Raw genomic sequence first — 23,268 nt, 5'->3', positions numbered from 1 at the left:
AATAGTCCTCCCATAAAAATAACGCATCAATCTCGAGTAAAAAAGACCTTATCTTCTTGAACTGTCAATACACGCAGCTTACTTAACGTTGTAGGAGACAACCTCTCATACTTCTTTTTTTGTACAATAAAGTAAGCCTTATCCGTTTTGCCCAGAATCGTTGCCTCTAATTTATCAGAATCTAGTTCAGTACCTGCCATACCGCTATAATACATGAAACCGGGCTGATAAAATCTTGCAATATAAACGGGAGCTTGCCCGTCATACTGCTGCTTAAATTCTTTAACAAACTGTTTTACAGAAAGCGACGGTGTAACAAGGGGAAGGGTTTGTATCATTAAAAAACCTGTAAATATAATCATTCCCAGGACATAAGAGACCATCACAGCACGAAATTTATGGCAAAAGCTCTGAACGAGAACATAAACGGTCAGCAGCGATAAAATTCCCGCTAGTACCTTCACTGAAAACATCATTTCTGCTGTAACCACCCTTCCTGCATAAAACAAACCTGCAATCAAGAATGAGGCAACAACTGCAAAAATAATAGCAGAGCTTTTTAGCGCCTTATAACGTTCTTCTGTCCATGCTTTATCCAAATAGTAGCCAACCAGCATCGCTAAGGGTGGATACATTGGCAGAATATACGAGATTAACTTCGTCTGGGACAGTGAAAAGAATCCAAATACTATTGCTGCCCAGATGCATAAAAAAATACAGGTGCTACGATATTCTCCTTTTTCTTTTCCCCCTGCAAGCAAGGCCTGGCCTAAAAAAGCTGTCCAAGGGAAGAACCCCAGAACTAACACAGGAATATAGTAATACCATAACGTCCCTGACGCGTGCTCAGGCTGCAAAAAACGTGTAACATTATGAAATCCTAAAAATGTGTCTATAAAAGCCATGCCATGGATAAAGTACATTGCCACATACCAAGGCAAAGCAATGACTGCAAAAAGCGCAGCACCACTTATAAGTTTCATACTCTTTACCGTTTTAAGAGAACCTGTCGTAATTAGATGCAGTCCAATAATCACGGCACAAAAGAAAATAGCAACCGGCCCCTTCGTCACTACTGCAAGAGCAGCGAATCCGTATAGAAGATAGTATTTTCGGTGAAGAAATGACAGCAGTGCTGCCATAAGAAAAAAAGTCAATGTCATATCCGTAACTGCTGCATTACCTAAATAAAAGTACTCCAGACTTGTGGCCAATACCAAGGCACCAAGAAATCCGGCGCGCTCGTTGAAAAGTTTCCGGCCGGATAAATAGGCTAGAAGACTTCCGCCTACTGCAAAAAAGGCGGAAGGAAAACGCGCAGCAAACTCACCTGTTCCAAAGATTTTAAATGCCACTGCAACCAGCCAATAATACATCGGCGGTTTGTCATACCAAAATTCTCCATAGATTCGAGGAGATATGAAATCATGAAACTGCAGCATTTCGCGAGCGGTTTCAGCATATACCGGTTCATCTGGGTCCAATAGAGGATGAAATCCCAAATAAGAAAACATGAGTACGCCAGCCACCCCGAAAATGATTGTTATACAGAGCCAAACATTTTTATTTATCATTGTTTTTAGTGATTCCTTTCTAGTCAAATCTTGCGTCAGAATGAGTATAGCAAGTCATTCTGAAATTCATATGAAAAGAAAGAAAATGTAATCCTTCGTGCTAAATGAAAGTAAAATCATCTCTAATTTGTATAAATAATTACAAAAGGCTTATCCATCTTAACTAGAAATGGATAAGCCTATTTCTACTTCACATCAATTATGTTGTCACTATCCTAAGAGCATTGTATTCTCTCCAATTATCGCGCATAAAGTTCTAATGCTTGTCGTATTCTTTCTGCAATGATCTTACGCATAGATTTCGGTTCAATTACCTCTACCGAACTGCCAAATGATAAGATATAACTGTATAGCCATTCCCCCTCAGGTAACTCTGCCACTAAAGTAACACTCCCGTCGACATTAGGAGTCAGAAACGAGTCATCAAAATAATCATATAATCGGTTTATAACTTGCGCCTTAAAGCAAAGCTTCAACACAATTAGAGGCTGCCGAGCAGAGCTGCCCTCTTTTACTTTTGCTCTTGGCAGTACTTTTTTCTCAAAATTTTCCGTTAATACCTCCAGCTTTTTCAGTCTGGATATTCGAAAGGTTCTGTGCTCCTGATGCTGTCGGCAGAAGGCTAATAGATACCATGCATTATTTTTGAATATAAGCTTCTCCGGTTCTGCCTGTCGAAAGCTTTGATGACCTTCTCCGTTCACATAGCCGAATTGAATGACATTCCTATTTAACATAGCCCGCTTTATGTCATTAAATTTGTTTTGCTCATTCGGCAAACTTGCCCATGGCGAAAAATCGACTTCAACCCAATCATGATTTGAAATCTTCTTGAATATTGCTCCCATTTTTTCAAGAGCAGCATCTAAGTCTGGATATTGAGTTGCCTGTAGCGTTTTGATCGCCATCAGCAGGTTTTCACTTTCCCCCTCCGAAAAAATGGTTCTATTCAATGTATAATCCTCTAGAAGATGTATGCCTCCGCCATTCCCTTTGCTCATATATACAGGTACACCTGAGGAGGAGAGTATATCGATATCCCGATAAATTGTCCTTGTGGAAACACCAAAACGGCTAGCGAGTTCTCTCGCCGTAACCGATCCTTTGTTAAGCAATATAGTTGTTATTTCGAAAACTCGACTGCTTTTCATTTTTATCACCCAACTTAGTATACAGCAAATAAGACAAAATCTGTCCTATTTGCTGTACTTTGATTTTCTGCCTCTTCTACCTTTTGGAACAACCAACCTGTTCCGTGTCCACATTAATAATAAATTACATTTTTGTTAAGTCAATTGTATTTTATATACAAATACATTACAGTAAAAATATCATTGGAAAATTTTGTACAATAATGGCGTTTTTAATACTATTCCATAGGCGAACTAAAGCCAAAGTAAGAATGCAAACCATTAGGTCTAAAGGTAAAAACATTTTGATATCAAACTGGTGTTTCGCAGGAAAGCTCAAATGTCAGTCAGCTACGTGGTTGGTTTTGTTTATAACTATATTAAAGCTAAGAATGGAGTGATGTATTTATGTCAAATGAAGGATTGTATATTTTTACTAGCATAAATCGGCCTCCCCGAAAACTAATTGATGCTTTTGTCGGAATGCCATCAGCTGCTATCGCCGACAATATGAACCGCATGTCATGCATGAACGCTACAATTCGACCAATTAACAATCTACCGCTGCTTGGACCAGCTTTTACCGTTAAGTCACATCCTGATGATAATCTACTGCTTCAGAAAGCACTTGACCTCGCACAACCTGGAGATGTTTTGGTAGTGGATGCTCAAGGTGACTTGACTAATCCTGTTATGGGAAAGCTGCTGGCTTTGTGGTCCAAACAAAGAGGCATTGGCGGATTTATTATTGATGGCGCTGTACGTGATATCGGAGCATTGAGAAGAATGGATGTACCCATCTATGCGGCAGGTACCGCCCTGACTATGTCTTATAAAGACCGACCTGGGAAAATCAATGTGCCTGTGACTTGTGGCGGAGTTGTTGTGAATCCTGGTGATATCTTGGTTGGTGACGAAGATGGGATTGTCGTCATTAATCCCCGTGATGCTGATGATTTGCTGATACAATCCAAAAATAAGATTCGCGTGGAACAGAAGATCATGAACGACATCGAAAAAGGGACTTTGGACCGTATGTGGATCGAGGAAGCTCTTAAAGCAAGACGAGCTGTTATCATAAATGATAATCGAAATTCTCCTCGTGTCAATGTCGATGCACCTGTAACCATTATTATCAAAGGCTCTGCTGAACCCATACATGCCACTGCAATTAATATGAGTATGGATGGAATATTACTGCAAGTAGAGCAGCCATTAGAGATTCTTTCGCAAATACGACTGTGTTTGTCTAAAGAACTAGGAAATATTAATATTGTCGCAAACGTCACCTGGCAGCAGTATAACAACTTTGGCTGTGAGTTTGTGGACATAGCTGAGGAGGTAAGGGCAATATTGGATCATGTAATATATCGTCATTCGCAGTTCGGGAGACTAGAATGCTTGGATATTGGGTATTAGGGACTGGACATTTGTTAAGTTTGTAGTCAGTTGAATACTTCACCATTGTAATCTGAGATAAAGTAACTTTAATTTATAGCAATTGATCAATTTTTGGGAGGTTCTAAACGATGAAAAACTTGTCTTTTAAATTTAAACTGCTAGCAATAATATTACCAGTGATTATTATTGGTTTACTCTCTTTGACCGGGGTTGCTTATTGGCAGTTCCACAAGGTAATTGAATCGGAATTAACTGAGTCTATGGTACTTAGAACCGGCGAAGCGGCCGACCATATGAACACTTGGTTGACCGGGCGGCTTGGTGAAGTACGTGAAACAGCTGCAAGTCCGATGGTCGCGCGGATCTTAATGACCAATCCACAACTTGATCTTAAACGGGAGGATGAATCCATAAAACTGATTGATGAGCTTCTGCTATCCCGTTGGAAATTTATTAATGAAGCATATCCTAACCAATATGCAGCTCTGCATATCGTCAACTCTTTAGAACCTCAGGAATACAGCAATCCTGAAGCTTTAAGTAAACTGACAGCCCGTTATTATGATGTGAAAGCGGGAGTATTAAAAACTAATCCATGGGCAAAAGGCGGCGCATTAGAAGCAGGAGAACGATTTTCCCGTACTGGTGGTATTCCTTATGATGCTATTTATAAGCCGGCGTATTCCCAGGCATATGATAAAAATATGGTGCTTATGATTGCCTATCGAAAAGATAATCAAGGAAACGTAACAGCTGGCGCTGGCGCGAGTTTGACCATTGAAACGATCCAGCAAATAACCCAGCAGTTGAAGTATGGAGAAAAAGGTTATGGATTTCTTTTGGCACAAGACGGTACCTTCGTTGTTCATCCCAACTCAGAATGGGCTATGAAAGAAAAAATATCAAATATTGATAATGAAAATATCCGTAAACTTGGCGAACTGATTGCCGGAGGCAAACCCGGCATATTCCGCTATACTGATGGAACAGATAAAAAAATTGTTTTTTATAACCCCATTCCAATAGCAGGCTGGACAGTAGCTAATGTTGTTTTCGAAGATGAGCTTTTCGCGTCAGCAAATAAAATACTTACAATGATGCTGTTGATCGCAGTGGCTGTCATCGTTTTCATGTCTATCGTCATTTACTTGGCTATTGGCCGCCTTTTCAGCCAACTCAGCAAGTTTGCTGACCAAGTGGCTGCCGGAGATTTAACTGGCTCCCTCCAAATTGACTCTCAAGACGAAATTGGCAGGCTGGCTTATGCCTTCAGTAAGACCGTCTCAACCTTGCGGGGAGTGGTAAATAATATCACCGATGAATCGGAAAAGATAAAGCGTCTTTCCCGTGACGTTGCCGACGCTTGTCAGGATACAGGCAAAATGACAGAGGAAGTAGCGACGACAATGCAGGCGCTGGCTCAAGGTGCCGATCAACAGGCAGCCCATGTATCAGACGCTGCCAATAAGACTAAGCAAGTAGGTGAGTCCGGAAAAACAGTTACTGACAAATGTCATGAAATGCTTCAAGTCGCTAAAAGATCACAGGATGTAAGCTCCATCGGTCTTCAATCCGTAAAACAAACAGTGGAAAGTATGAGCGTATTCGTAAAGCATAACAACAGCAACTTACAAGAAAGTCAACTGCTATTAGCACAGTCCTCCGAAATTGGCAACATTATTGAAGTCATTACTGGCATTGCCGGCCAGACGAATCTGTTGGCTCTTAACGCTGCTATTGAGGCAGCCAGAGCAGGTGAAGCTGGTCGCGGATTTGCCGTTGTCGCAGATGAAGTTAGAAAACTGGCTGAACAGTCAGGTGGCGCGGCCCAGCAAATAGCTCAGCTTATCAACGGTATTCAGGAACAGATTGCCTCCATAACCGAGAGTATGAATAAGGGTTCGCAGGAAATTACCGATAGTATGGAAATTGCCATTCAGGCTGGTGCTCATTTTGACGATATCGAAAAGACTGTCGGCGAGATTATTATGGTTGTCGATGACGTATCTTCCGCTGCAAGCATCATGAACGAAGAGGTGCAATATACTATGGCAGATATAGAAAATGCTGCTGCAATTACAGAACAGACATCTGCTTCCACACAGCAAGTGGCAGCTGCCGTAGAAGAACAGGCCGCTGGAATGCAGGCAATTGTTGATTCTACCAAACAATTGGTCGAGATCTCCGATCGTCTATATAATTTGGTATCCGAATTTAAAGTGTCTTAAAAAGGATACAAAAGAATAACGCATTTCTATGGATTATAATCGTGATGCCAAAGTGAATGTTCTCCGTGTTAAGGTTAATGGAAGATCACTTTCATATTCGATATCTATATAGCTTGGAGGTATTTATGAATATTGAGAATAAGCTGTCGACTATTGAATCCATCGTTCAAAGCGTATTAGATGAGAAAAAAACCTACTCAATTTTAGAATTAATAAACGCAACACATTTATTTCCCAAGGAATTATTTGATGACTTTAAATTATACGACGAATATTTGCCCCAAATTAAGGTTCTACCTCTTACAATGGAACAGAAATACTTGCATTTACTCTGGGAGATATTTGACAAATTGCCGCTTAGTTTAATTACTAATTTTGCGGTCCCCTTTCGTCGTATTCTCGCCCAAAAATTATTTAAAAAATGTGGGAAAAATTTCATCGCCATGGAGGGTGTACGTTTTAATTTTGGTCATAATATCGAAATCGGCGATGATGTGTTCCTAAATCGTGAAGTATTCCTCGATGGCAAAGGAGGAATTACTCTTGGCAATTTTGTAACATTAACTGAAAAGGTGGAAATTTACACGCATTCACATCTTGAACACAATCACGAAAAGAGAATTTATGCACCGGTGAAAGTAGAGCACTTTGCTAAAGTTTTCTCTCATTCCATGTTATTGCCAGGTATAGTGGTAGGTGAACAAGCAGTAGTCGCTGCAAGATCGGTAGTAACCAAAAGTGTGGATCCAAACACGTTTGTAGCTGGAATTCCAGCAAAACCCGTACGAGAAAGGAAAAATCGAGGTAGAAACAAACAGCAGTTAGGACATGTATGGTTTCATAATGCAGCCTTTCAAGAATAATAGTGCTTTGTAGTTTCTATCGGAATCGATTGCATTGATCGCCAAAATAAAGTGATTCTCAAATGCCACATTCTTAAGAACAGTAAGTAGTTTACTATCTTTGAGCAATATTCATTCTTTTTTACAAGTTAGGTGAGTTTTGATCATACAAGAAATTCTCCCTTCAACACGATCACAGCTTTACCGCCAATCCTGACTCGATCTCCTACAGTAGCCAACTGTAAAAAACCGCCCCGCGATGATGCCTGATAAGCAATAAACTCATTTTTCTTCAACTTTGCCTCCCAATAGGGAGCTAGTCGACAATGAGCTGAACCGGTAACAGGATCTTCATTGACACCAACAGCAGGAGCAAAAAACCGAGAAATAAAGTCATAATTATTGGATGATGCTAATGCTGTCACAATGATTCCTCGGCACGGAACCTGAAGTAATCTGCTAAAATCCGGCACAAGCTCTTTTACCTCATCTTCTGACGCTACTTCGATTAAGTAATCATTATCGCTACGGCCTATAAAAATTGGCTTGACCTTTAACGATTCTACTAATCCGCGTGGGGGCTCACAAGGCGTTACAGAATGTGCTGGAAAGTCCAATTCAATGAACCCGGTATTTTCATGGTAGCTGGCTGTTAGCAAACCACTTAAGGTAAAAAATCGAGCCTGTTTGTTCAATGGCAATAATTTTTCCTTATACAGGATGTAAGCACTTGCCAAAGTTGCATGACCACAAAGTTTAACTTCACTTTTTGGAGTAAACCAGCGAAGATTATAACCGTCATTCCCTGGCGTCAAAAAAGCTGTTTCTGATAAGTTATTTTCATTGGCTACAGCCTGCATCCATGCCTCATCTTTAGCTTTATCCAATAAGCAAACGGCTGCTGGATTACCTTTATAAGGTAAATCCGTAAATGCATCTACCTGATAGATCGTTACTCCCATTTTCATCCTCCTCACAAATTAGGGCTATTTTCTTCTATTTTCTATTATTTGGTATAAATATTTAATCCTATCTTTATATCATCACTGCCAGGTATCGATTGGTTCTCTTCTGTAGTAGCAATAATGGTTGGCTTCCTACCTTTCATATTGATTATAGAATTAAAATCAAAAAATTCCACAATTCTACCTATTTACTCTCAAACGAAAAATTCCTGCAGGACGAATTACCTGCAGGAGTTTTTTCGTTTAATCTTGTATTCATAACGCTCTTTTTATTCACTCTTAGAATATAAGTATACTCCTCCAATAACAATGATTCCCCCAATAACCTGCAACATATTAGGCGTTTCTTTGTAAATAAAAACTGCTAGAATAGAAGCAAATACTGGCTCTAACAATTTTGCTGAAGACACAAACGATGGGCTTAAGTACTTTAGACACCAACTAAATATACTATGACCTAACAGCGTACAGGAAATCCCTAGCAGAAGTCCAAGGATAATTTCTTTCATGCCGTATCCATAAATCGGTGTGCCAGTCACAGCATCAAATATCAGCAGGCTTACAAAACAAGCACAATATGTGATAAACGTATAGATTGTGGTACTAAGGTGTCCCCGTTGTTTTTTCCCTATTAGTGTATAAACTGCAACCATAACGGCTCCAAGCAATGCTAAAACATCGCCATATAAAACATTGCTCCCACCACCGCTGTCGCTCATCGCAATCACCACACTACCTAAAAAAGTAACAATAATTGCAGTAACTCCCAGCTTATTTATTTTACCGCTAAATACAAGAACAAACCCTATGGCAGCAAAGATCACTTCTGTACTCACCAATACGGTTGAACTCGCTATAGATGTAAATTTTAAGGATTCAAACCACAGCCAAAAATGAGCGGCAAGGAAAAATCCGCTGACCGCGCACCACGACACATCTCGCTGTTTAAGGTTACGCAATTCATCCCGAAATTTAATTCCCACTATCGGTAATAAAATAAGAACGGTCCACCCCAATCGATAGGTCGCAATAACTAAACTTGGAGCATTTGATTCTCTTATAAATACAGCTGAGAACGATATCCCTAATACACCTAACATTAACATGACCTTGGGATTGACTTCGGCGAGTTGTTTCTTCATACAAATTCCTCTGTTCTCTTGCAATTTTCTATAGAGCTATTATAATCGTGGTTATAACATTAGTAAAATGTAGATATTACATTTTAATTATGCAATTTATTCATGCTAGAAAAGAGGGTTTATATGGACTTAGAGAAATGGAAAGTAATACAAACAATTCTAGCCACAGGAAGTCTCACAAAAGCAGGAGAACAAATAGGATTTTCCCAGTCAGGAATTAGTCATCTTATCAAAAGTGTTGAAAAAGATTTAGGATTTTCAATCATGACACGAAATAAATATGGAGTAAAGCTGACTTCAGAGGGAAGTCAACTGCATCCCTTGGTTCAAGAAATGATTAAGCTCGATGAAAAGTTCAATCAAATTGTTTCTTCTATCCATGGGGTTGCTACTGGCACAATTCGTATAGGTACTTTTCATAGCATCTCAACACAATGGTTACCAAAAATCATTTATAAGTTTCGGACAGACTACCCAAATATTAAAATTCAATTGATGGAAGGAGGAATGGATCAATTAGAAATGTGGCTAAAAGATAATTATATTGATTTAGCTTTTTTAAGCTACAAAGATCACCGCCAAAGTAAATGGATACCATTAAAAGAAGATCATCTAGTAGCAGTACTTCCGCCTAATCACCCTTTAGCCACTAAGGATTATATCACTCCTACAGATTTTATGCAGAATGATTTTATTTTGTCCTCCCCAGGATTTGATTATGATGTGAATTCCTATTTTCAAAAGAATAATATCCTCCCTAATGTTAACATCTCATCCATGGATGATTTTAGCGTGATTTCAATGGTTAGCAAGAATTTAGGAATTAGCATACTTCCTGCGCTTTTATTGCAAACCCCTGATAGCACAATCGTGACAAAGCCTTTAAACCCTTGTGCCAAACGAGTATTAGGTATTGCCGTAAAATCATATTCCAATGCATCCATTGCCACTGAAAAGTTGATTGAATATTCACAAGCCATTCTGAAATGATATGCTCTTTAGGTTCTCATAAATCATTACCTTGAGCAAATTTGAAATCCTGCTATTCGTTTTCATCATCATCAGTATCCAGTCTTCCCAGCAATTGACTTAATTCCGCGCCATCCAGCTTTTCTCGCTCTAATAAAGTGGTTGCAATAAGCCGCAGCTTATCAAGATTAGATGTGATTATTTCTTCGGCTTTTTCATAAGCGCTATCAAGTATGTGATGTATTTCTTTATCTATGGTATAGTCTATTTCCTGGCTATTAATAGGACCGCGTGCTATATCACGCCCCAAAAAAACCTGTTCCTGAGATCGTGATAAAGCGACTGGTCCTAATGTGTCGCTCATTCCGTACTCACAGATCATTTTACGTGCAAGTTCAGTAGCTTGTATTAGGTCATTTTGAACTCCAGTGCTTGTTTCTTTAAAAGTCAGGAACTCAGCTGCCCTACCACCCAGTAATATCTTAATGCGATCGAAAATTTCCGATCTGGTAAAATAACACCGATCTTCTTTAGGCAACGTAAGAGTATATCCGCCAGCCTGACCGCGCGGAATAATCGACACTCTATGAATCGGATCAGCATGCCTTAAAAGCATCGCAACTAAAACGTGCCCGGCCTCATGATACGCAGTAAGCTTTTTATCTCTTGCATTCATAAAACGACCTTTGCGCTCCGGTCCTGCCACTATACGCTCCACCGCTTCTTCCATATCATCCATCTCTATGCAAATTTTACCTTTGCGCACAGCAAGAATAGCAGCTTCATTCACCATATTACTGAGATCGGCTCCTGTAAAACCAGGTGTGCGGCGAGCTAGGACTTCAAGGTCCATCTCATTTGCTAAAGGCTTGCGTCTAGTGTGCACTTTTAATATATTAAGGCGTCCCCTAAGATCTGGCCGATCCACTACAATTCTGCGGTCAAAGCGTCCCGGTCGTAAAAGTGCCGGATCAAGAATATCCGTTCGATTGGTCGCTGCAACAACAAAGATTCCTTTATTTGCATCGAATCCATCCATCTCTACCAGCAATTGATTTAGGGTTTGTTCTCGTTCATCATTTCCTCCACCCACACCAGCCCCGCGCTGCCGTCCTACTGCGTCTATTTCATCAATAAAAATGATACATGGAGCCTTCTTCCTGCCTTCCTTAAATAAATCACGCACTCTGGAAGCCCCAACACCAACATACATTTCTACGAATTCAGAACCGCTCATGCTTAAAAACGGCACTCCCGCCTCGCCTGCCAATGCTTTTGCCATTAGTGTTTTTCCGGTGCCGGGCGGCCCATACAACAGAACTCCTTTAGGAATTCGAGCACCCAAATCACTAAACTTTTTAGGATGCTTAATAAACGCTAGAATTTCCTTGAGTTCCAGCTTCGCTTCATCATTACCTTCTACATCCTTAAAGGTAATAATATTCGTATGCTTACGTATTTTAGCTTTTTTCTCATCATTAGACAAATTTGGTAATTTACCATTCTCAATTTTTTTCATTATATAAAGCCAATCGCCAATTGAAAGCAACATAGGCAGACTGGCTATGGACAACACTGGATCACTAGCTTTTAGCACCATTCGCTTAATTCTCTTAAAGATAAATCTGGAGTTTATCACATTAAGTCTCCTCCCTTTATCATGTCATACTATTTTATGCACACAAATGGCTCTCGTGACAATTAATAAACCGCACTTCAATAAACCACGAAGGCAAGTTCTTTCTGCCCCTTCGATGACATTTTAATTGCATATCTCAATAATCATGAGTAAATACTACGGTCAGGAGGTGATTTTATGGCTCAAAAACGAGACAGTGACGTACAGCAAAATACAAAAGGTAAACGTGGAAAAGAGCAGATACAGGATATTAAAAATGCAGAATATATTGCTAAGAACAAACAGCCAAATCACCCAAACACTTAACATCAAATTAGGAGTACCTTACATAAAACTAGTAAGGTACTCCTAATTTAATAGGAACAAAGGATCTATCAGGGATTTAAGTTAGCTTCCGCATTATTTCAGCAGAATTTCAGTTTATTTTGCTATACTTAGCTAACAAAATCAAATTCTGGAGAAACACATATGAAACAGTTGATTAATTTGAGTGCAAAAATTTATAGCGATGGTGAACGGCATGCGTCTTGGCGTAAGTTCGTTTTTCTAATTAGAACAGTAACTCATTACAAGCAAATGATGAAACTCATTGAATTCTTTGAAAAAAATCATCTCAGGCGAGACATTTCTATCGCTCAGCCATGTATCTTTGAGCAGGCAACACGTCAATGGTTTTATCATCAGTCCAGCTTTTCAGAGCGAACTGAAATTATTAAAAAACATTACTTATTTGTTAATGATTGCCTTAAGGAAGATGCCTTAAGGAAGATCTATCTTGGCGATGGCATCCCGCTCTGGAGTCAGAAATATCAAAATGAAATGCTTTCCTTGACCCTGCACTTCAGTCGAGGAAGTCATGACAAAGAAGGCTTACTGGCTATCTTACTTAAACTCGGCGATAAGAGGATTTATCAGATCATATTTTGGCTGGCACCAAATCAAGAAAACGAGATGGCTCTGTGGATTGGAGCCTTGCAGGGATCGCCCAATGGATTACAAATCTCACGAGGCTTAACCAAGTTCTTTTATGGTTATCGAACTAAAAATTTTATTTTTCATGCATTGTGTACCGTTGCCTGTGAATTAGGGTTAAAAAAAATATACGCCGTATCTAATTATGGATTTTATGCTAATAATCACATCCGCCTTGATCGTAAACTAAAAACTTCCTTAGATGATTTCTGGCAGGAGATCGGTGGAAAAGTATGCAAGGATGCACGTTTTTTTGAACTGCCTACAGCTGAAATTCGAAAAAATCTCAATGAAGTTGACTCGCACAAACGTAATCTATACAGAAAAAGATTTTTAATGCTGGATGAAACTGATTCAATAATTATACAATCATTCGATCAATATCTAAAAAAAAATATTCGGTTACAAGTAATCGTTTAATCCTTCAATTTTTTGACTTCCTCATCATCTCCTTGTTTCTTGGATGATAGGAAGTCTTTTTATTATGAAAGAATAGTTTCCCTAGCCTTGCTTATACTAAGCATAAAGCTTATAAAGGAGAGAAATCATCTTGGGAGATAAATTTACCAGAGGTTTCATTGCAGGAGTAACTAGCGGATTAGTCGCAAACATCGTAAGTTTGCTGTTTGGTTTTCTAGGTCTTACTACTCTTCGATTTGCTGATTGGACTGCAATCATCGTTTTAGGTCAGACTCCGCCATTTAGTACCTTTGAAATTTTGTTCGCACTCGCAGTAAATATTGGTTTTACAGGCATTCTCGGAATTGTCTTCATTTACCTAGTTCCTTTAATCAAAATTACAAATCTTCTTTTTAAAGGATGGCTTTTCTCAACATTTATTTGGTTTTTTATTTATGCCGTTGCTTCCTTGTTTAAAGTGGAGGGAACAATGCCCATCCCTCTGACTACCGCATTGGCAAACGTTGCAACTACATCGATATACGGCTTAGTTCTGGCTCAAGTTTCGGAAAAAGAATTTGTAAAGAACATCGCTTCTGAACAAGCAGAAAATGTATTCAGACTGATAAAACCAGCTATGAAACCATTAAAGAAAAATGACGATGACCCTGAATAAAACTTTTATCACTGGCATCCCTTGAACATTTGATTGAACACAGAATAAAGGATGCTACAACAAAGAGAACTGCTTTAAAATTACAAATAAGGGTCGTCCATCTATCTAAATTAAAATAGACGGCGCCCCTTATTTGAACACATTTATTTATTCGAATAGCTCTTTCACATTCTTTAATTCTTTGCGGATTGGGATTCCTTGAGGACAATGGCTTTCACATTTACCGCATTCTACACATTTCGATGCGGGAGCTGTAAGCCTCGAGCGAAGCTCATAGGTTTTCTTTGCCGCAGGAGTGGCATCAAAAACCCAATGATCATTATAAGTGGAAAAGCATCCAGGAATATTGATACCTGCAGGACAAGGCATGCAGTATGCACAGCCTGTACAGTTGACTTTAATTCTTTGTTCGAAGAGATTTTTTACTTTATTGACGATATCCAGTTCTTTGGTTGTCAGTGAATTGGCTTCTCCTTCTTGGGCTACTTTTATATTTTCTGTAACATGATCCATCGTCGTCATACCACTTAATACAACAGAGACTTCTGGATGGTTCCATACCCATCGTAAGCCCCATTCTGCCGGTGTTCTTTTCACATCTGCTTGATCAATAACCTCGATTGCTTCTTTAGGGAGATTTACAATGTTACCGCCTCTTAGGGGTTCCATAATGACAATTCCCAAACCTTTCTTCGCTGCATATTCTAAGCCTTCCCTGCCAGCTTGGTATTTCTCATCTAAATAGTTATATTGAATCTGACAAAATGACCAATCATAATAATCCACGATTTCTTTAAACAATCCGATTTGATCATGGAAGGAAAATCCTGCGTACTTGATTCTTCCGTCTTTGATCGCTTCTTGTAAAAACTCGCTAATACCAGCTTCTTTTAATACTGGCCACACATTTTCATTCAGTGAATGAACTAGATAAAAATCAATTGTATCCGTTTCAAGGCGTTCCAATTGTTCATTTAAATATTTATCCATATCGTCTCTTGTTTTAATCAACCAGCTAGGAAGTTTTGTCGCTAATTTTACTTTCTGTCTGTAGCCATCCCTCAAGGCTTTAGCAACAAAAAGTTCGCTGGCACCACCACGAGTAAAACCCGTTCCATGATAAGGATAAGCGGTATCTACATAATTTACACCTGCATCAATAGCATGCCTTAGCATTTCTGTTGCCTTCTCCTCATCAATGTTGGTTGGATCGGTACCGATTATAGGAAGCCTCATACAGCCAAACCCTAAAGCGGAAACCATTTCTTTCGTTTTACCAAACTTTCTGTACAACAAAATAATTCCTCCCTTATTTTCGATTACTCATTTAAGACTGGAATGTTCTTGAAGATAAGACGCAAAATTGAATTCGTTTTTCACTACCTCTTGATTGCATCCCATATTGCGTCTACTCCTGCATCGATGGTAGTTTCATCTAGACGAACCTTAGCAAACAACTTAAGCTTAACAAGAGAGATCGTCGATCCATAAGCAAGAGTGCTTAGCATCTCCATTGGAAGTTCTTTCAGTAAATTCTCGTCTTTGCCACGCTTAAACAAATGATTGACTGGCGCAAACATGCGTAAACCTTCTTCCCGTGCGGCATCAGTAATAAGGGGAGAGTTCGCATACTGCTCCATAAACAGCAATTCTGCAGGATTTTCAATAAAATAATCAACAATATTACGTAATAACACTAAAAAACTTGCATGAACCTCCCGGCTCGCCGAATAATTGCGCAGGGTGTGCTGGGCAAGACGAGTCTTGACATCAATATATAAATCGTTGATCAAGTCTTCCTTGCTGGAAAAGTAACGGTAAATAGTACCTACGCCAATATTCGCTCTTTGAGCAATTTGTGACATCGGGGAACCCTGAAACCCTTGCTCAGAGATAAGTTCTAGTGCGGCTTGCAGCACAGCTGCTTTTTTATTCTGTACCTTTTCTTTCATTGTATTCTCCAAAATTAAATTCAATATTTTAGGAATGAATATTCATTCCGTTTTGTATGACTAATTTTACTAAAGAAGAATTTTCCTGTCAAGTCTATGCAGTAACTCAGATAAGCATTTCTTAATTTTTTGGATAATACTTTCATTCTCCAAAATCGTATACTTCTAAAAAAAGACTCACGTTTTCTAAACATGAGTCTGTTGCCAACTTTACGTTCTTAATATAAAGAAAATTTTACTGCCAGATTGCTTTTACTGCTCCATGAAAACCAGCAATGATCCTAGGTTTACTGTTTATCTTACTCTCCAACTGCTACTCCTTGCTTCCAGCTGCTAAAAGATTTTTCAATCAGCTTTAAGGCATAGTTTATTCCTAATCCCATAATGGCTAATCCGACAATTCCTGCATACATATCAGGAATATTAAATGTTTCTTGGGAATATAAGATTAAATATCCTAGTCCAGAGGTAGCACCGATCATTTCTGCAGCAACAAGGGACATGACGCAGTAAGATGCTCCTAAGCGAATTCCCGTGAAAATATCGGGAGCTGCCGCCGGTAATATAACCCGTAAGAAAATAAATTTTTGTGATGCTCCCATGGATTTTGCCGATTGGATCAGTAATGTATCCACATTTTTGACCCCATTAATAGTATTTAATAAAATAGGCCACAAAGAAGCCCAAAAAATAATAATGGTCTTAGAAAGCTCACCCACTCCAAATAAGAGAATAAACACAGGAAAAAGCGCAAATGCCGACATTTGTCTAAAAGATTGAAACAACGCATCTAAATAGCCTTCAATCTTTTTAAAATAGCCAATAAATAATCCGAAAACCATACCAAAAGAAACAGCAACTGCCATTCCCACCAAGGCTCTTTGGAGACTGATTAATAGATGCTTGAGAAGAGCCCTGCTTTTCAGCAGAACTATTAGTGCCGATACGACTGTTGATGGTGGACTTAAATAGGTAGAATTCACCCAGCCTGTTTGGGGCGCCAGTTCCCATAAGCCAACAAATAAGATTAGGCCGATCGTCTTTTCCAAAGAACCGGTAAAGAAATTAGCCAATTTTTTCATTGTGTTCACCTATCCTTTTCTGAATCATGTCCTTAAATTTCTGTTGCAGTGAAATAATAGGCTGAACCATTATCGTATCCTGACCTTGCTCTACACTTTCTTGATAGACCTGGGCTTTCGTAACTTCATCTTTAATCAGACTCCAGGCATATTGCCTGATTTGGGTAAACTCAGATGAATTGCGAATCTCTTCTGAGCGAGGCCGCGGCAGGGAAACATCAATAATTTCCTTTACCTTGCCTGGCCTTGCTGTCATTACGGCTACACGATCAGAAAGCAAAATTGCCTCATCAATACTATGAGTAATGAAAACAATGGTTTTTTTATCGGCTTCCCAAATTCGAATTAGCTCCAATTGCAAGGTTTCTCTTGTTTGGGCATCCAAAGCAGCAAAGGGCTCGTCCATCAGCATGATATCAGGCTGATAGGCCAATACACGGGCAATGGCAACCCTTTGCTTCATTCCTCCTGATAGTTGATGAGGGTAACGATTGGCGAAAGCCGCCAAACCAACCATTGTTAAGTAATACTTTGCGATTTCCTCTCGTTCTTTTTTCTCTAATCCGCGAATTTGCAGGCCAATCTCCACATTTTCTAGAACTGTACGCCAAGGAAAAAGTGCATATCCCTGAAAAACCATGCCACGGTCAAAGCTCCTATCACCTACGGGATCGCCATCAATCAATAGTTGTCCGTCATCTTGTTTATCCAATCCGGCTAACATGTTTAGAAAGGTAGATTTGCCGCAGCCACTGGGTCCCAATATAGAAAGAAACTCTCCCTCACGGACCTGCAAGTTAAAATCATCCAAGACCGTTAATTTTGTCTTTTTTCCAAAATCATTGTTCACTTGGAATTGGCGATGAATCTTGCTAGCTTGTATTTTACTCATGGTAGACTTCTCACCTTTCTACTGTAATTTATTTTCTATAGTTAGGATTGTACTCATTCGTATAAATTTGTTCCAGTTTAACCTGGCCTGGTGTCAGCTTATTAACTTCAACCAGTCGGTCAATCCAATACTGCACTCCTGCTTCTGGTACCAGCTGATCTTCTGAAAAATTATAAAGTTCTACTTGATCCGCTTTCATATTAAAACGCTTAGCCATAATATCTTTGGCTTCCTGTGGATGCGCATTACTCCATTTAGCGGTTTTAATTAGGATCTCCGTTAATTCCTTTACTGCTTCAGGATGTTCCTTCAGGAATTTACCATTCACGGAATAAGGGCACATACTGCTGAGACCTTGGTCAATATCATAATCGCTGAATAACATTTTAAATTTAGGATCATTGCTGGCACGTCCTGAAGCAGGCGGATGAATAATGGCAATGTCTGTGTGCCCTTCTGCTAATGCCATTTCATGCTGGTCATCTGGTGCTGTTTTGAAATTAATGCTGCTGGGATCGCCGCCATTTTCTTGCAGATATTTTTTCGTTACATATTCGGCGCAAGCCCCGAAACTATTAAGGCCAATGGTTTTACCGTTAAAATCTTTGATGGACTTGATATCAGAGCCCGCACGAACAAAGTATTTCATGTGAGGCCATTGTTTAGTGGAGCTGCTTCCAGAGGTAAAAATCTTAATGTCTGCACCACTGGCAATGGCTGCAATAACTACTGGAGTATGCCTAGTAGCAACATCAATTGACCCATTTACCAATGAAGGGATTACTTGTCCAGCTCCCATTTTTCCTACATACTTAGGCCGAACGTTCGCATCTTTAAAATATCCTAGTTCATCTGCTAAATAGATATAGTCAAAATAAACAAGTTCTGGGTACTTGAATTCTACCACCTCTTTAGCAGACTTTGCCGCTGACTGTTGTGCGGTATTACTACTACCGCAACCTGCTGCTACTACAATCACCATCATAGTAATTAGTAAAATTAGTGCTTTAACCTCTTTAACAATCATTTCCTCATTCCTTTCTTTTTCTAAGACAAATCAAAAAAGGCTAAAGAAGCGCATAGGGCGCGCATCTTTAGCCTTCATTTATTGTGATCAGCTTAGAGTAAGTCGTCTTATATTCATCAATTTATCAATTAGCGGCTTTTGCCCCTGCTAATCAAAATTAATTATGGTCTTAATCATGCCATATGTATATTATTATTGTCAAGTACAAAATAAATACTTTTAGCAGCCTTATGCATAAGGCTGCTAAAAGTAATCTGAAAAATAAAGGGTTTGCTGAAAAATAGCATCTTCCAGCATCTGAACGGTTTCCGAACTACATGAAAGGCGGCCTATTTTATGAAGATAACTCGGACTTTTATAACTGAGCAGCATGGTCGTCATGGTTTGGATATCGATCTTGGACTTGCTTCGCTCTCCTACTCGGGCTACCTCACCTTTTCCATTAGGGTGAATGCAAATGGTGAAAGTTCCTTGGTTCCACGGCAGCAGCGGATCATCGAGGGTAAACGTCCATACACGTTTCTCAGTATTCGCCTTAAAGGGATATTGATCAATAAACTGCTCCAAATCTACAATTCGAGCCATGTAATAAGGAGAAATCGTTTCTTTAATATCCCCATCTTCCAGCAAAAAAGCTAATGGCTCATCCGTATAGATATTGCCTACAACCTTTGAAATCATAGAAAAATGGGCGCTGATAAAATTCCACAACCCGCTGCGGGCTTCTTCATTAATAAATATCATATCTTTAATGTGAAACACTTCATCTGAAATCCAGTAAAGCACATATCCATCAGGCTGTCTGTTTTCATTATAATAAATTGCAGCTGTTAAATCATCCGTATCCCATCGCCAATATTCATTCCAGGCTAACTCGTTGCGCAGCATCGCTCCATGGCTTTGAAAGGCAAAACGTTCATAAACTGCCTTTAAATCATTATTTTCAATATCAATGCGTTCAGCCTCTCCAAATACTTGTTTATTCTTCGGCAATTGATAATCCTTCACTTCAAATGTTATTTTATCTGAGATGATTTCCCACCCTTTGCGGCGGTAGTAAGGAATCGAGTAAGGATACAGGTAAGAGATTGACTGTTTTTTCTCCCGCATGTTCGCTAGTGCCTGGCGGAGCAGCTTGTGCATCAACCCTTGATTGGAGTACTCGGGAAAGGTGCCAACCCCCGTAAGCCCTCCCATATCATAAATCGTATTGAAAATTCGCACTTGAAAAGGATAGACAGCAACCTGAGAAACTAGTTTTTCTCCATCAAACCATCCAAGAACATCCGCTTGTTCCAATACCGGAGATTTAGCAAGGATGATATCTCTTTCTTTCCAACCTATCCTGTGTAAATCATTATCAGTCACCTGAAAAACGTACCGCAGCAGTTGATTGTATTGCTCTAGATGTTCTACACCAACCTTTTTTATTTTTAATCTTTTGTCTCGACTCATAAGAACCTGCCTTCACTGTGTTAAACTTTAAAATTCTTTCTCATTTTATAATGCTTTGTATTTTGTCATATCTTCATCTTCCAGGAATGTTTTGTAGTGTGAATTGATTATTAATAGAATATCCCTAAACCGATTCCGTCATTCCACCATACTCATTTTTTATATGGATATAAAGACCGTTTGCCTGCTCCTATTTGAAACAAAGTAAGATTCTATTACTTCATGGTTAATGCTTCTTTCATTCTTTGCGTTTGGGAAGGATTTCTGTCGTAATAAAAGAAGTAAATTATTGAATGTTTTTATCGATAAGGAGGTAACTTCATGAGAGCTATCGTGAGTAAAGACTTTTTTCTGGGTCAAACTCTCCCGATTCGAAAAATTGACAGAATGACAATTTCCGCTTATGGCGGCGAGTTATCAGGCACAGGTTTAGGAAGTGCCGAGAACTTCCGCATACCGGCTCACGTCTTAGAGCCTGGTCAGGTTCTATTATCAGCATCGGAATGGATTAACCTGCTAGCTAAAGTAAAAAATTGGCCCGCTAGTATGGGTATTATTCATTTGTGAGCATAACACATAGAAGTAAGCCATAAATCTCTGCGCGCAGAAATATCACATATGGACTAAAATATAACGCCTGAAGGAATCCAAAGCATCCTCCAGAATTTTTTATCCTTTTTCTGCTTTAGGCGGACATTCTCTACCAGTTTCTATCATACCTAGCCCAATTAGATCAATAGCTGTGTCAATCATGTCATCAAGGCTTACATCATACTGCTGCAAAACATTCATGCGGCTGGAGAGAAAAATACCTTCTGTAGCAGAGTATAGATACAAAGCTAGTTTACAGGGGTCAACCGGGCGTAACTCTTGACGAACAATTCCTTCCTGAATAACGCCTTCCATGATCTTGACCAATTCCTGCGATTTGTGGTTTAAGACCTCCTGCAAGTCTTGCGGAATGTCAATTCCTTGCATTGCATTGTTCGGCAAATGCATAATTTCAAAAAGCTGAGGTTCTTGATAATAAAACGCTTTATATGCATAATAAATATTCCGCAAACGTATACCTGCATGGTTATCTTCTGATGCGACTCGGCGAAAATCCTCAATCAGGTAGTCAAATGCTTCATTGCAGATATGGAAAAACACTTCCGCTTTGTTGCGAAAGTAAAAATATAAAGGTCCAGTAGAAATTCCTGCCACATTAGCAATTGTACGCATGGTAGCCTTATGATAACCTTGGGATAAGAAAAGTTCTCGCGCCCTTTCTAAAATTAATGCACGTGTGTTTAATTGTTTTGTATTCTCTGGCACAATACCTCCACTATGGTAGAATTGCCTTATAGCTTGTTCAATAATTTTTGAAATGGTTCGACCATTTTTTCTACCATCATTTCATTGTAAATTTTTTTACGCAACACCGGAATCTTAAGTATCCACTCAAAGATTAAATTATGTATTCGATTCGAGTAATCCTTCTGGGGAAAGTCATAAAAGCCCGTATTTTTATAAAACCGATAATCGGCTGCAAATGGAAACCGTAAATTTCCCCATATTTCATCACGAAATATCTTACGTCCTCCCACTCCCAAAAACGTTGCCGGCCTAATATATTGGGAGCTGGCATACTCTACACTTCTAATCGCGAGCTCTCGAAGTAAGTCATCTAACTTCTTGGAGTCTGGCTCTTCATCTGTTATAATCCCCACGAGGTTTGCCTGCTGCCATTCCGTATAAGCCTCTATAATTTGCCTAAGATTCGGTAATTGTCCCAAAGGCCCGCTAATCAAAAAAGCAATTTGTTTTCCCATTAACGATGGAATATGAGTATTAAAAAAACCTCGATCAAAAAAAGTCTTCCATAAAGAGGATAAATATCGGTCACGAATTGTTCCAGCAAAAACTAAAATATCAGCAGTTTTTATTTTACTGTTATAAAATTCAATAAATCCATCTTTGCCGCTATAAACGCAAGTATTATCATATCCACAGCGAATACAGCCCAGGCAGCCTCCTTTAATGTCAATATTGTGCAGATTAATTACTTCTGCCATCCCTGTAAAATGTTCGGCAACTCTGTTCACCATCCGGTTAAGATTAAGATGATGTTCTTCTCCATCGGTTACAATCAATATTTTTTTACCTTGAGTATCTATCGCATCTAAGGAGGAACTAGGAATATATTCAGTCGTCTCCACATTCAATGAAGGATAGACTTTTATCCCAGGAGCTCTTCTGTCTATCGCTTCAAAAAAGCCTCGAGAAAAATTATATATCTTTTCTCTTTCCCTTTCTTTTAATAAATCATACATCTCAGCTGAGTAAGATGCATAAAAGTTCATGTCAAGGTCATCGCAAATGCCATGCACATAATTGTGAGCGGTATGATCATAAAAGTGAATTGATGTCGTTAAGATGGCAGCAGGTTTACCTTTAAAAGCAACTGCTGCCGATCGCTCGGTTATCAGCTCGATAAATCGTTTGTATTGAGAAGGAATCAAAAATACATATAACGGGAAAGCCCATAATACACCATCAGCCTTGTTTATCTCTTCGATCACTTCTTGGAATACATCTTTCCTATTTTCGATTTCTTTGCCGCGCTGTGCTATATTGAGTATTTTTAGCTCATGCTGAGGAAATTTCTTTCGAATAAAATCAATATACTGCATAGTCACGCTTCTTTCACCCTTTGGACTTCCATTGAGCACAATAATCTTCATAGTGATGCTCCCTTCGAAATTGACATTCTTAATTATAACAGTGTTATATTTTTAATATAACACTGTTATAATTATTTGTAAATGCATTTTCAATTTTCTCATTTTATAAAAAAAGATGCCTAAAAAGCTACACATTAGCTTTTTAAACACCTTAGTACTGCCTTATATTTAATAGCGGAGAAACAAAGAGAACTACG

Annotated in this window: 21 protein-coding genes; 8 read left to right on the top strand and 13 right to left on the bottom strand. The window is 39.0% G+C overall.

Annotated features, from left to right (window positions below):
• Positions 1 to 26: 26 nt before the first annotated feature.
• Both BMZ99_RS14530 and BMZ99_RS14525 read right to left on the bottom strand, forming a co-directional pair.
• Positions 27 to 1,514 carry an ArnT family glycosyltransferase gene (locus BMZ99_RS14530; RefSeq protein ID WP_245754986.1) on the bottom strand — a complete coding sequence of 496 codons (1,488 nt, stop codon included), beginning with the start codon at positions 1,512 to 1,514 and terminating at the stop codon, positions 27 to 29.
• A gap of 299 nt (positions 1,515 to 1,813) precedes the next feature.
• The gene (locus BMZ99_RS14525) at positions 1,814 to 2,725 is read right to left on the bottom strand and encodes a helix-turn-helix transcriptional regulator (protein ID WP_090938649.1); all 912 of its coding nucleotides are present in this window, start codon (positions 2,723 to 2,725) and stop codon (positions 1,814 to 1,816) included.
• Positions 2,726 to 3,112: 387 nt separating this feature from the next.
• On the opposite strand from BMZ99_RS14525, the gene BMZ99_RS27050 reads away from it, so the two are divergent.
• The 3 genes from BMZ99_RS27050 to BMZ99_RS14510 all read left to right on the top strand — a co-directional run bounded on the left by BMZ99_RS27050 (position 3,113) and on the right by BMZ99_RS14510 (position 7,196).
• Positions 3,113 to 4,123, top strand: a complete 1,011-nt coding sequence (locus BMZ99_RS27050) for an RraA family protein (RefSeq protein WP_090938645.1) — start codon at positions 3,113 to 3,115, stop codon at positions 4,121 to 4,123.
• Between the two features lie 110 nt (positions 4,124 to 4,233).
• Complete coding sequence (locus BMZ99_RS14515) at positions 4,234 to 6,333, top strand: methyl-accepting chemotaxis protein (protein ID WP_090938642.1); 2,100 nt, start codon at positions 4,234 to 4,236, stop codon at positions 6,331 to 6,333.
• Positions 6,334 to 6,458: 125 nt separating this feature from the next.
• On the top strand, positions 6,459 to 7,196 hold the full coding sequence (locus tag BMZ99_RS14510; RefSeq protein WP_090938640.1) for an acyltransferase: 738 nt from the start codon (positions 6,459 to 6,461) through the stop codon (positions 7,194 to 7,196).
• Between the two features lie 143 nt (positions 7,197 to 7,339).
• On the opposite strand, the gene BMZ99_RS14505 is transcribed toward BMZ99_RS14510, so the two are convergent.
• A complete protein-coding gene (locus BMZ99_RS14505) occupies positions 7,340 to 8,137 on the bottom strand; it encodes a PhzF family phenazine biosynthesis protein (protein WP_090938637.1) in 798 nt (265 codons plus the stop codon).
• A 272-nt stretch (positions 8,138 to 8,409) separates the two neighbouring features.
• A complete protein-coding gene (locus BMZ99_RS14500) occupies positions 8,410 to 9,282 on the bottom strand; it encodes a DMT family transporter (protein ID WP_175490562.1) in 873 nt (290 codons plus the stop codon).
• Positions 9,283 to 9,405: 123 nt separating this feature from the next.
• Here BMZ99_RS14500 and BMZ99_RS14495 point away from each other — a divergent pair, with 123 nt between their 5' ends.
• A complete protein-coding gene (locus BMZ99_RS14495; RefSeq protein WP_175490561.1) occupies positions 9,406 to 10,272 on the top strand; it encodes a LysR family transcriptional regulator in 867 nt (288 codons plus the stop codon).
• A 52-nt stretch (positions 10,273 to 10,324) separates the two neighbouring features.
• Here the strand turns inward: BMZ99_RS14495 and ftsH are convergent, their stop codons facing one another.
• Positions 10,325 to 11,890: an ATP-dependent zinc metalloprotease FtsH gene (gene ftsH / locus BMZ99_RS14490; protein ID WP_090938631.1), complete on the bottom strand. Its 1,566-nt coding sequence runs from the start codon at positions 11,888 to 11,890 to the stop codon at positions 10,325 to 10,327.
• A 177-nt stretch (positions 11,891 to 12,067) separates the two neighbouring features.
• Between ftsH and BMZ99_RS27400 the strand changes: the two genes are divergently transcribed.
• The 3 genes from BMZ99_RS27400 to BMZ99_RS14480 all read left to right on the top strand — a co-directional run bounded on the left by BMZ99_RS27400 (position 12,068) and on the right by BMZ99_RS14480 (position 13,937).
• Complete coding sequence (locus BMZ99_RS27400) at positions 12,068 to 12,196, top strand: hypothetical protein (RefSeq protein ID WP_281246809.1); 129 nt, start codon at positions 12,068 to 12,070, stop codon at positions 12,194 to 12,196.
• A 162-nt stretch (positions 12,197 to 12,358) separates the two neighbouring features.
• Positions 12,359 to 13,282 (top strand): VirK/YbjX family protein, encoded by a 924-nt coding sequence (locus BMZ99_RS14485; protein ID WP_090938628.1) that lies wholly within the window; start codon positions 12,359 to 12,361, stop codon positions 13,280 to 13,282.
• A 130-nt stretch (positions 13,283 to 13,412) separates the two neighbouring features.
• Positions 13,413 to 13,937: a hypothetical protein gene (locus tag BMZ99_RS14480; RefSeq protein ID WP_090938625.1), complete on the top strand. Its 525-nt coding sequence runs from the start codon at positions 13,413 to 13,415 to the stop codon at positions 13,935 to 13,937.
• A 147-nt stretch (positions 13,938 to 14,084) separates the two neighbouring features.
• Here the strand turns inward: BMZ99_RS14480 and BMZ99_RS14475 are convergent, their stop codons facing one another.
• The 6 genes from BMZ99_RS14475 to BMZ99_RS14450 all read right to left on the bottom strand — a co-directional run bounded on the left by BMZ99_RS14475 (position 14,085) and on the right by BMZ99_RS14450 (position 20,345).
• Positions 14,085 to 15,230, bottom strand: coding sequence for an aldo/keto reductase (locus BMZ99_RS14475; protein WP_175490566.1), 1,146 nt, complete (start codon positions 15,228 to 15,230; stop codon positions 14,085 to 14,087).
• 86 nt (positions 15,231 to 15,316) lie between these two features.
• Complete coding sequence (locus BMZ99_RS14470; protein ID WP_245754985.1) at positions 15,317 to 15,901, bottom strand: TetR/AcrR family transcriptional regulator; 585 nt, start codon at positions 15,899 to 15,901, stop codon at positions 15,317 to 15,319.
• A gap of 287 nt (positions 15,902 to 16,188) precedes the next feature.
• Complete coding sequence (locus BMZ99_RS14465; protein WP_090938616.1) at positions 16,189 to 16,971, bottom strand: ABC transporter permease; 783 nt, start codon at positions 16,969 to 16,971, stop codon at positions 16,189 to 16,191.
• A complete protein-coding gene (locus BMZ99_RS14460) occupies positions 16,955 to 17,863 on the bottom strand; it encodes an ABC transporter ATP-binding protein (protein ID WP_090938613.1) in 909 nt (302 codons plus the stop codon). Before BMZ99_RS14460 ends, BMZ99_RS14465 begins: the two co-directional genes overlap by 17 nt.
• Before the next feature lie 28 nt (positions 17,864 to 17,891).
• Positions 17,892 to 18,890, bottom strand: a complete 999-nt coding sequence (locus tag BMZ99_RS14455; protein ID WP_090938611.1) for an ABC transporter substrate-binding protein — start codon at positions 18,888 to 18,890, stop codon at positions 17,892 to 17,894.
• A 243-nt stretch (positions 18,891 to 19,133) separates the two neighbouring features.
• The gene (locus tag BMZ99_RS14450; RefSeq protein ID WP_090938608.1) at positions 19,134 to 20,345 is read right to left on the bottom strand and encodes a GNAT family N-acetyltransferase; all 1,212 of its coding nucleotides are present in this window, start codon (positions 20,343 to 20,345) and stop codon (positions 19,134 to 19,136) included.
• 321 nt (positions 20,346 to 20,666) lie between these two features.
• Between BMZ99_RS14450 and BMZ99_RS14445 the strand changes: the two genes are divergently transcribed.
• On the top strand, positions 20,667 to 20,912 hold the full coding sequence (locus BMZ99_RS14445; protein ID WP_090938605.1) for a hypothetical protein: 246 nt from the start codon (positions 20,667 to 20,669) through the stop codon (positions 20,910 to 20,912).
• Positions 20,913 to 21,014: 102 nt separating this feature from the next.
• Here BMZ99_RS14445 and BMZ99_RS14440 read toward each other — a convergent pair whose 3' ends face one another.
• Positions 21,015 to 21,662: a TetR/AcrR family transcriptional regulator gene (locus tag BMZ99_RS14440; protein ID WP_175490560.1), complete on the bottom strand. Its 648-nt coding sequence runs from the start codon at positions 21,660 to 21,662 to the stop codon at positions 21,015 to 21,017.
• Between the two features lie 26 nt (positions 21,663 to 21,688).
• Positions 21,689 to 23,071 (bottom strand): NAD(P)H-dependent oxidoreductase, encoded by a 1,383-nt coding sequence (locus BMZ99_RS14435; RefSeq protein WP_090938599.1) that lies wholly within the window; start codon positions 23,069 to 23,071, stop codon positions 21,689 to 21,691.
• Positions 23,072 to 23,268: the final 197 nt, after the last annotated feature.

The organism is Pelosinus propionicus DSM 13327, assembly GCF_900114615.1.
Lineage (GTDB): Bacteria > Bacillota > Negativicutes > DSM-13327 > DSM-13327 > Pelosinus > Pelosinus propionicus.
The sequence above is the reverse complement of the archived record's forward strand: the minus strand, read 5'-3'. Positions and strand labels throughout refer to the sequence as shown.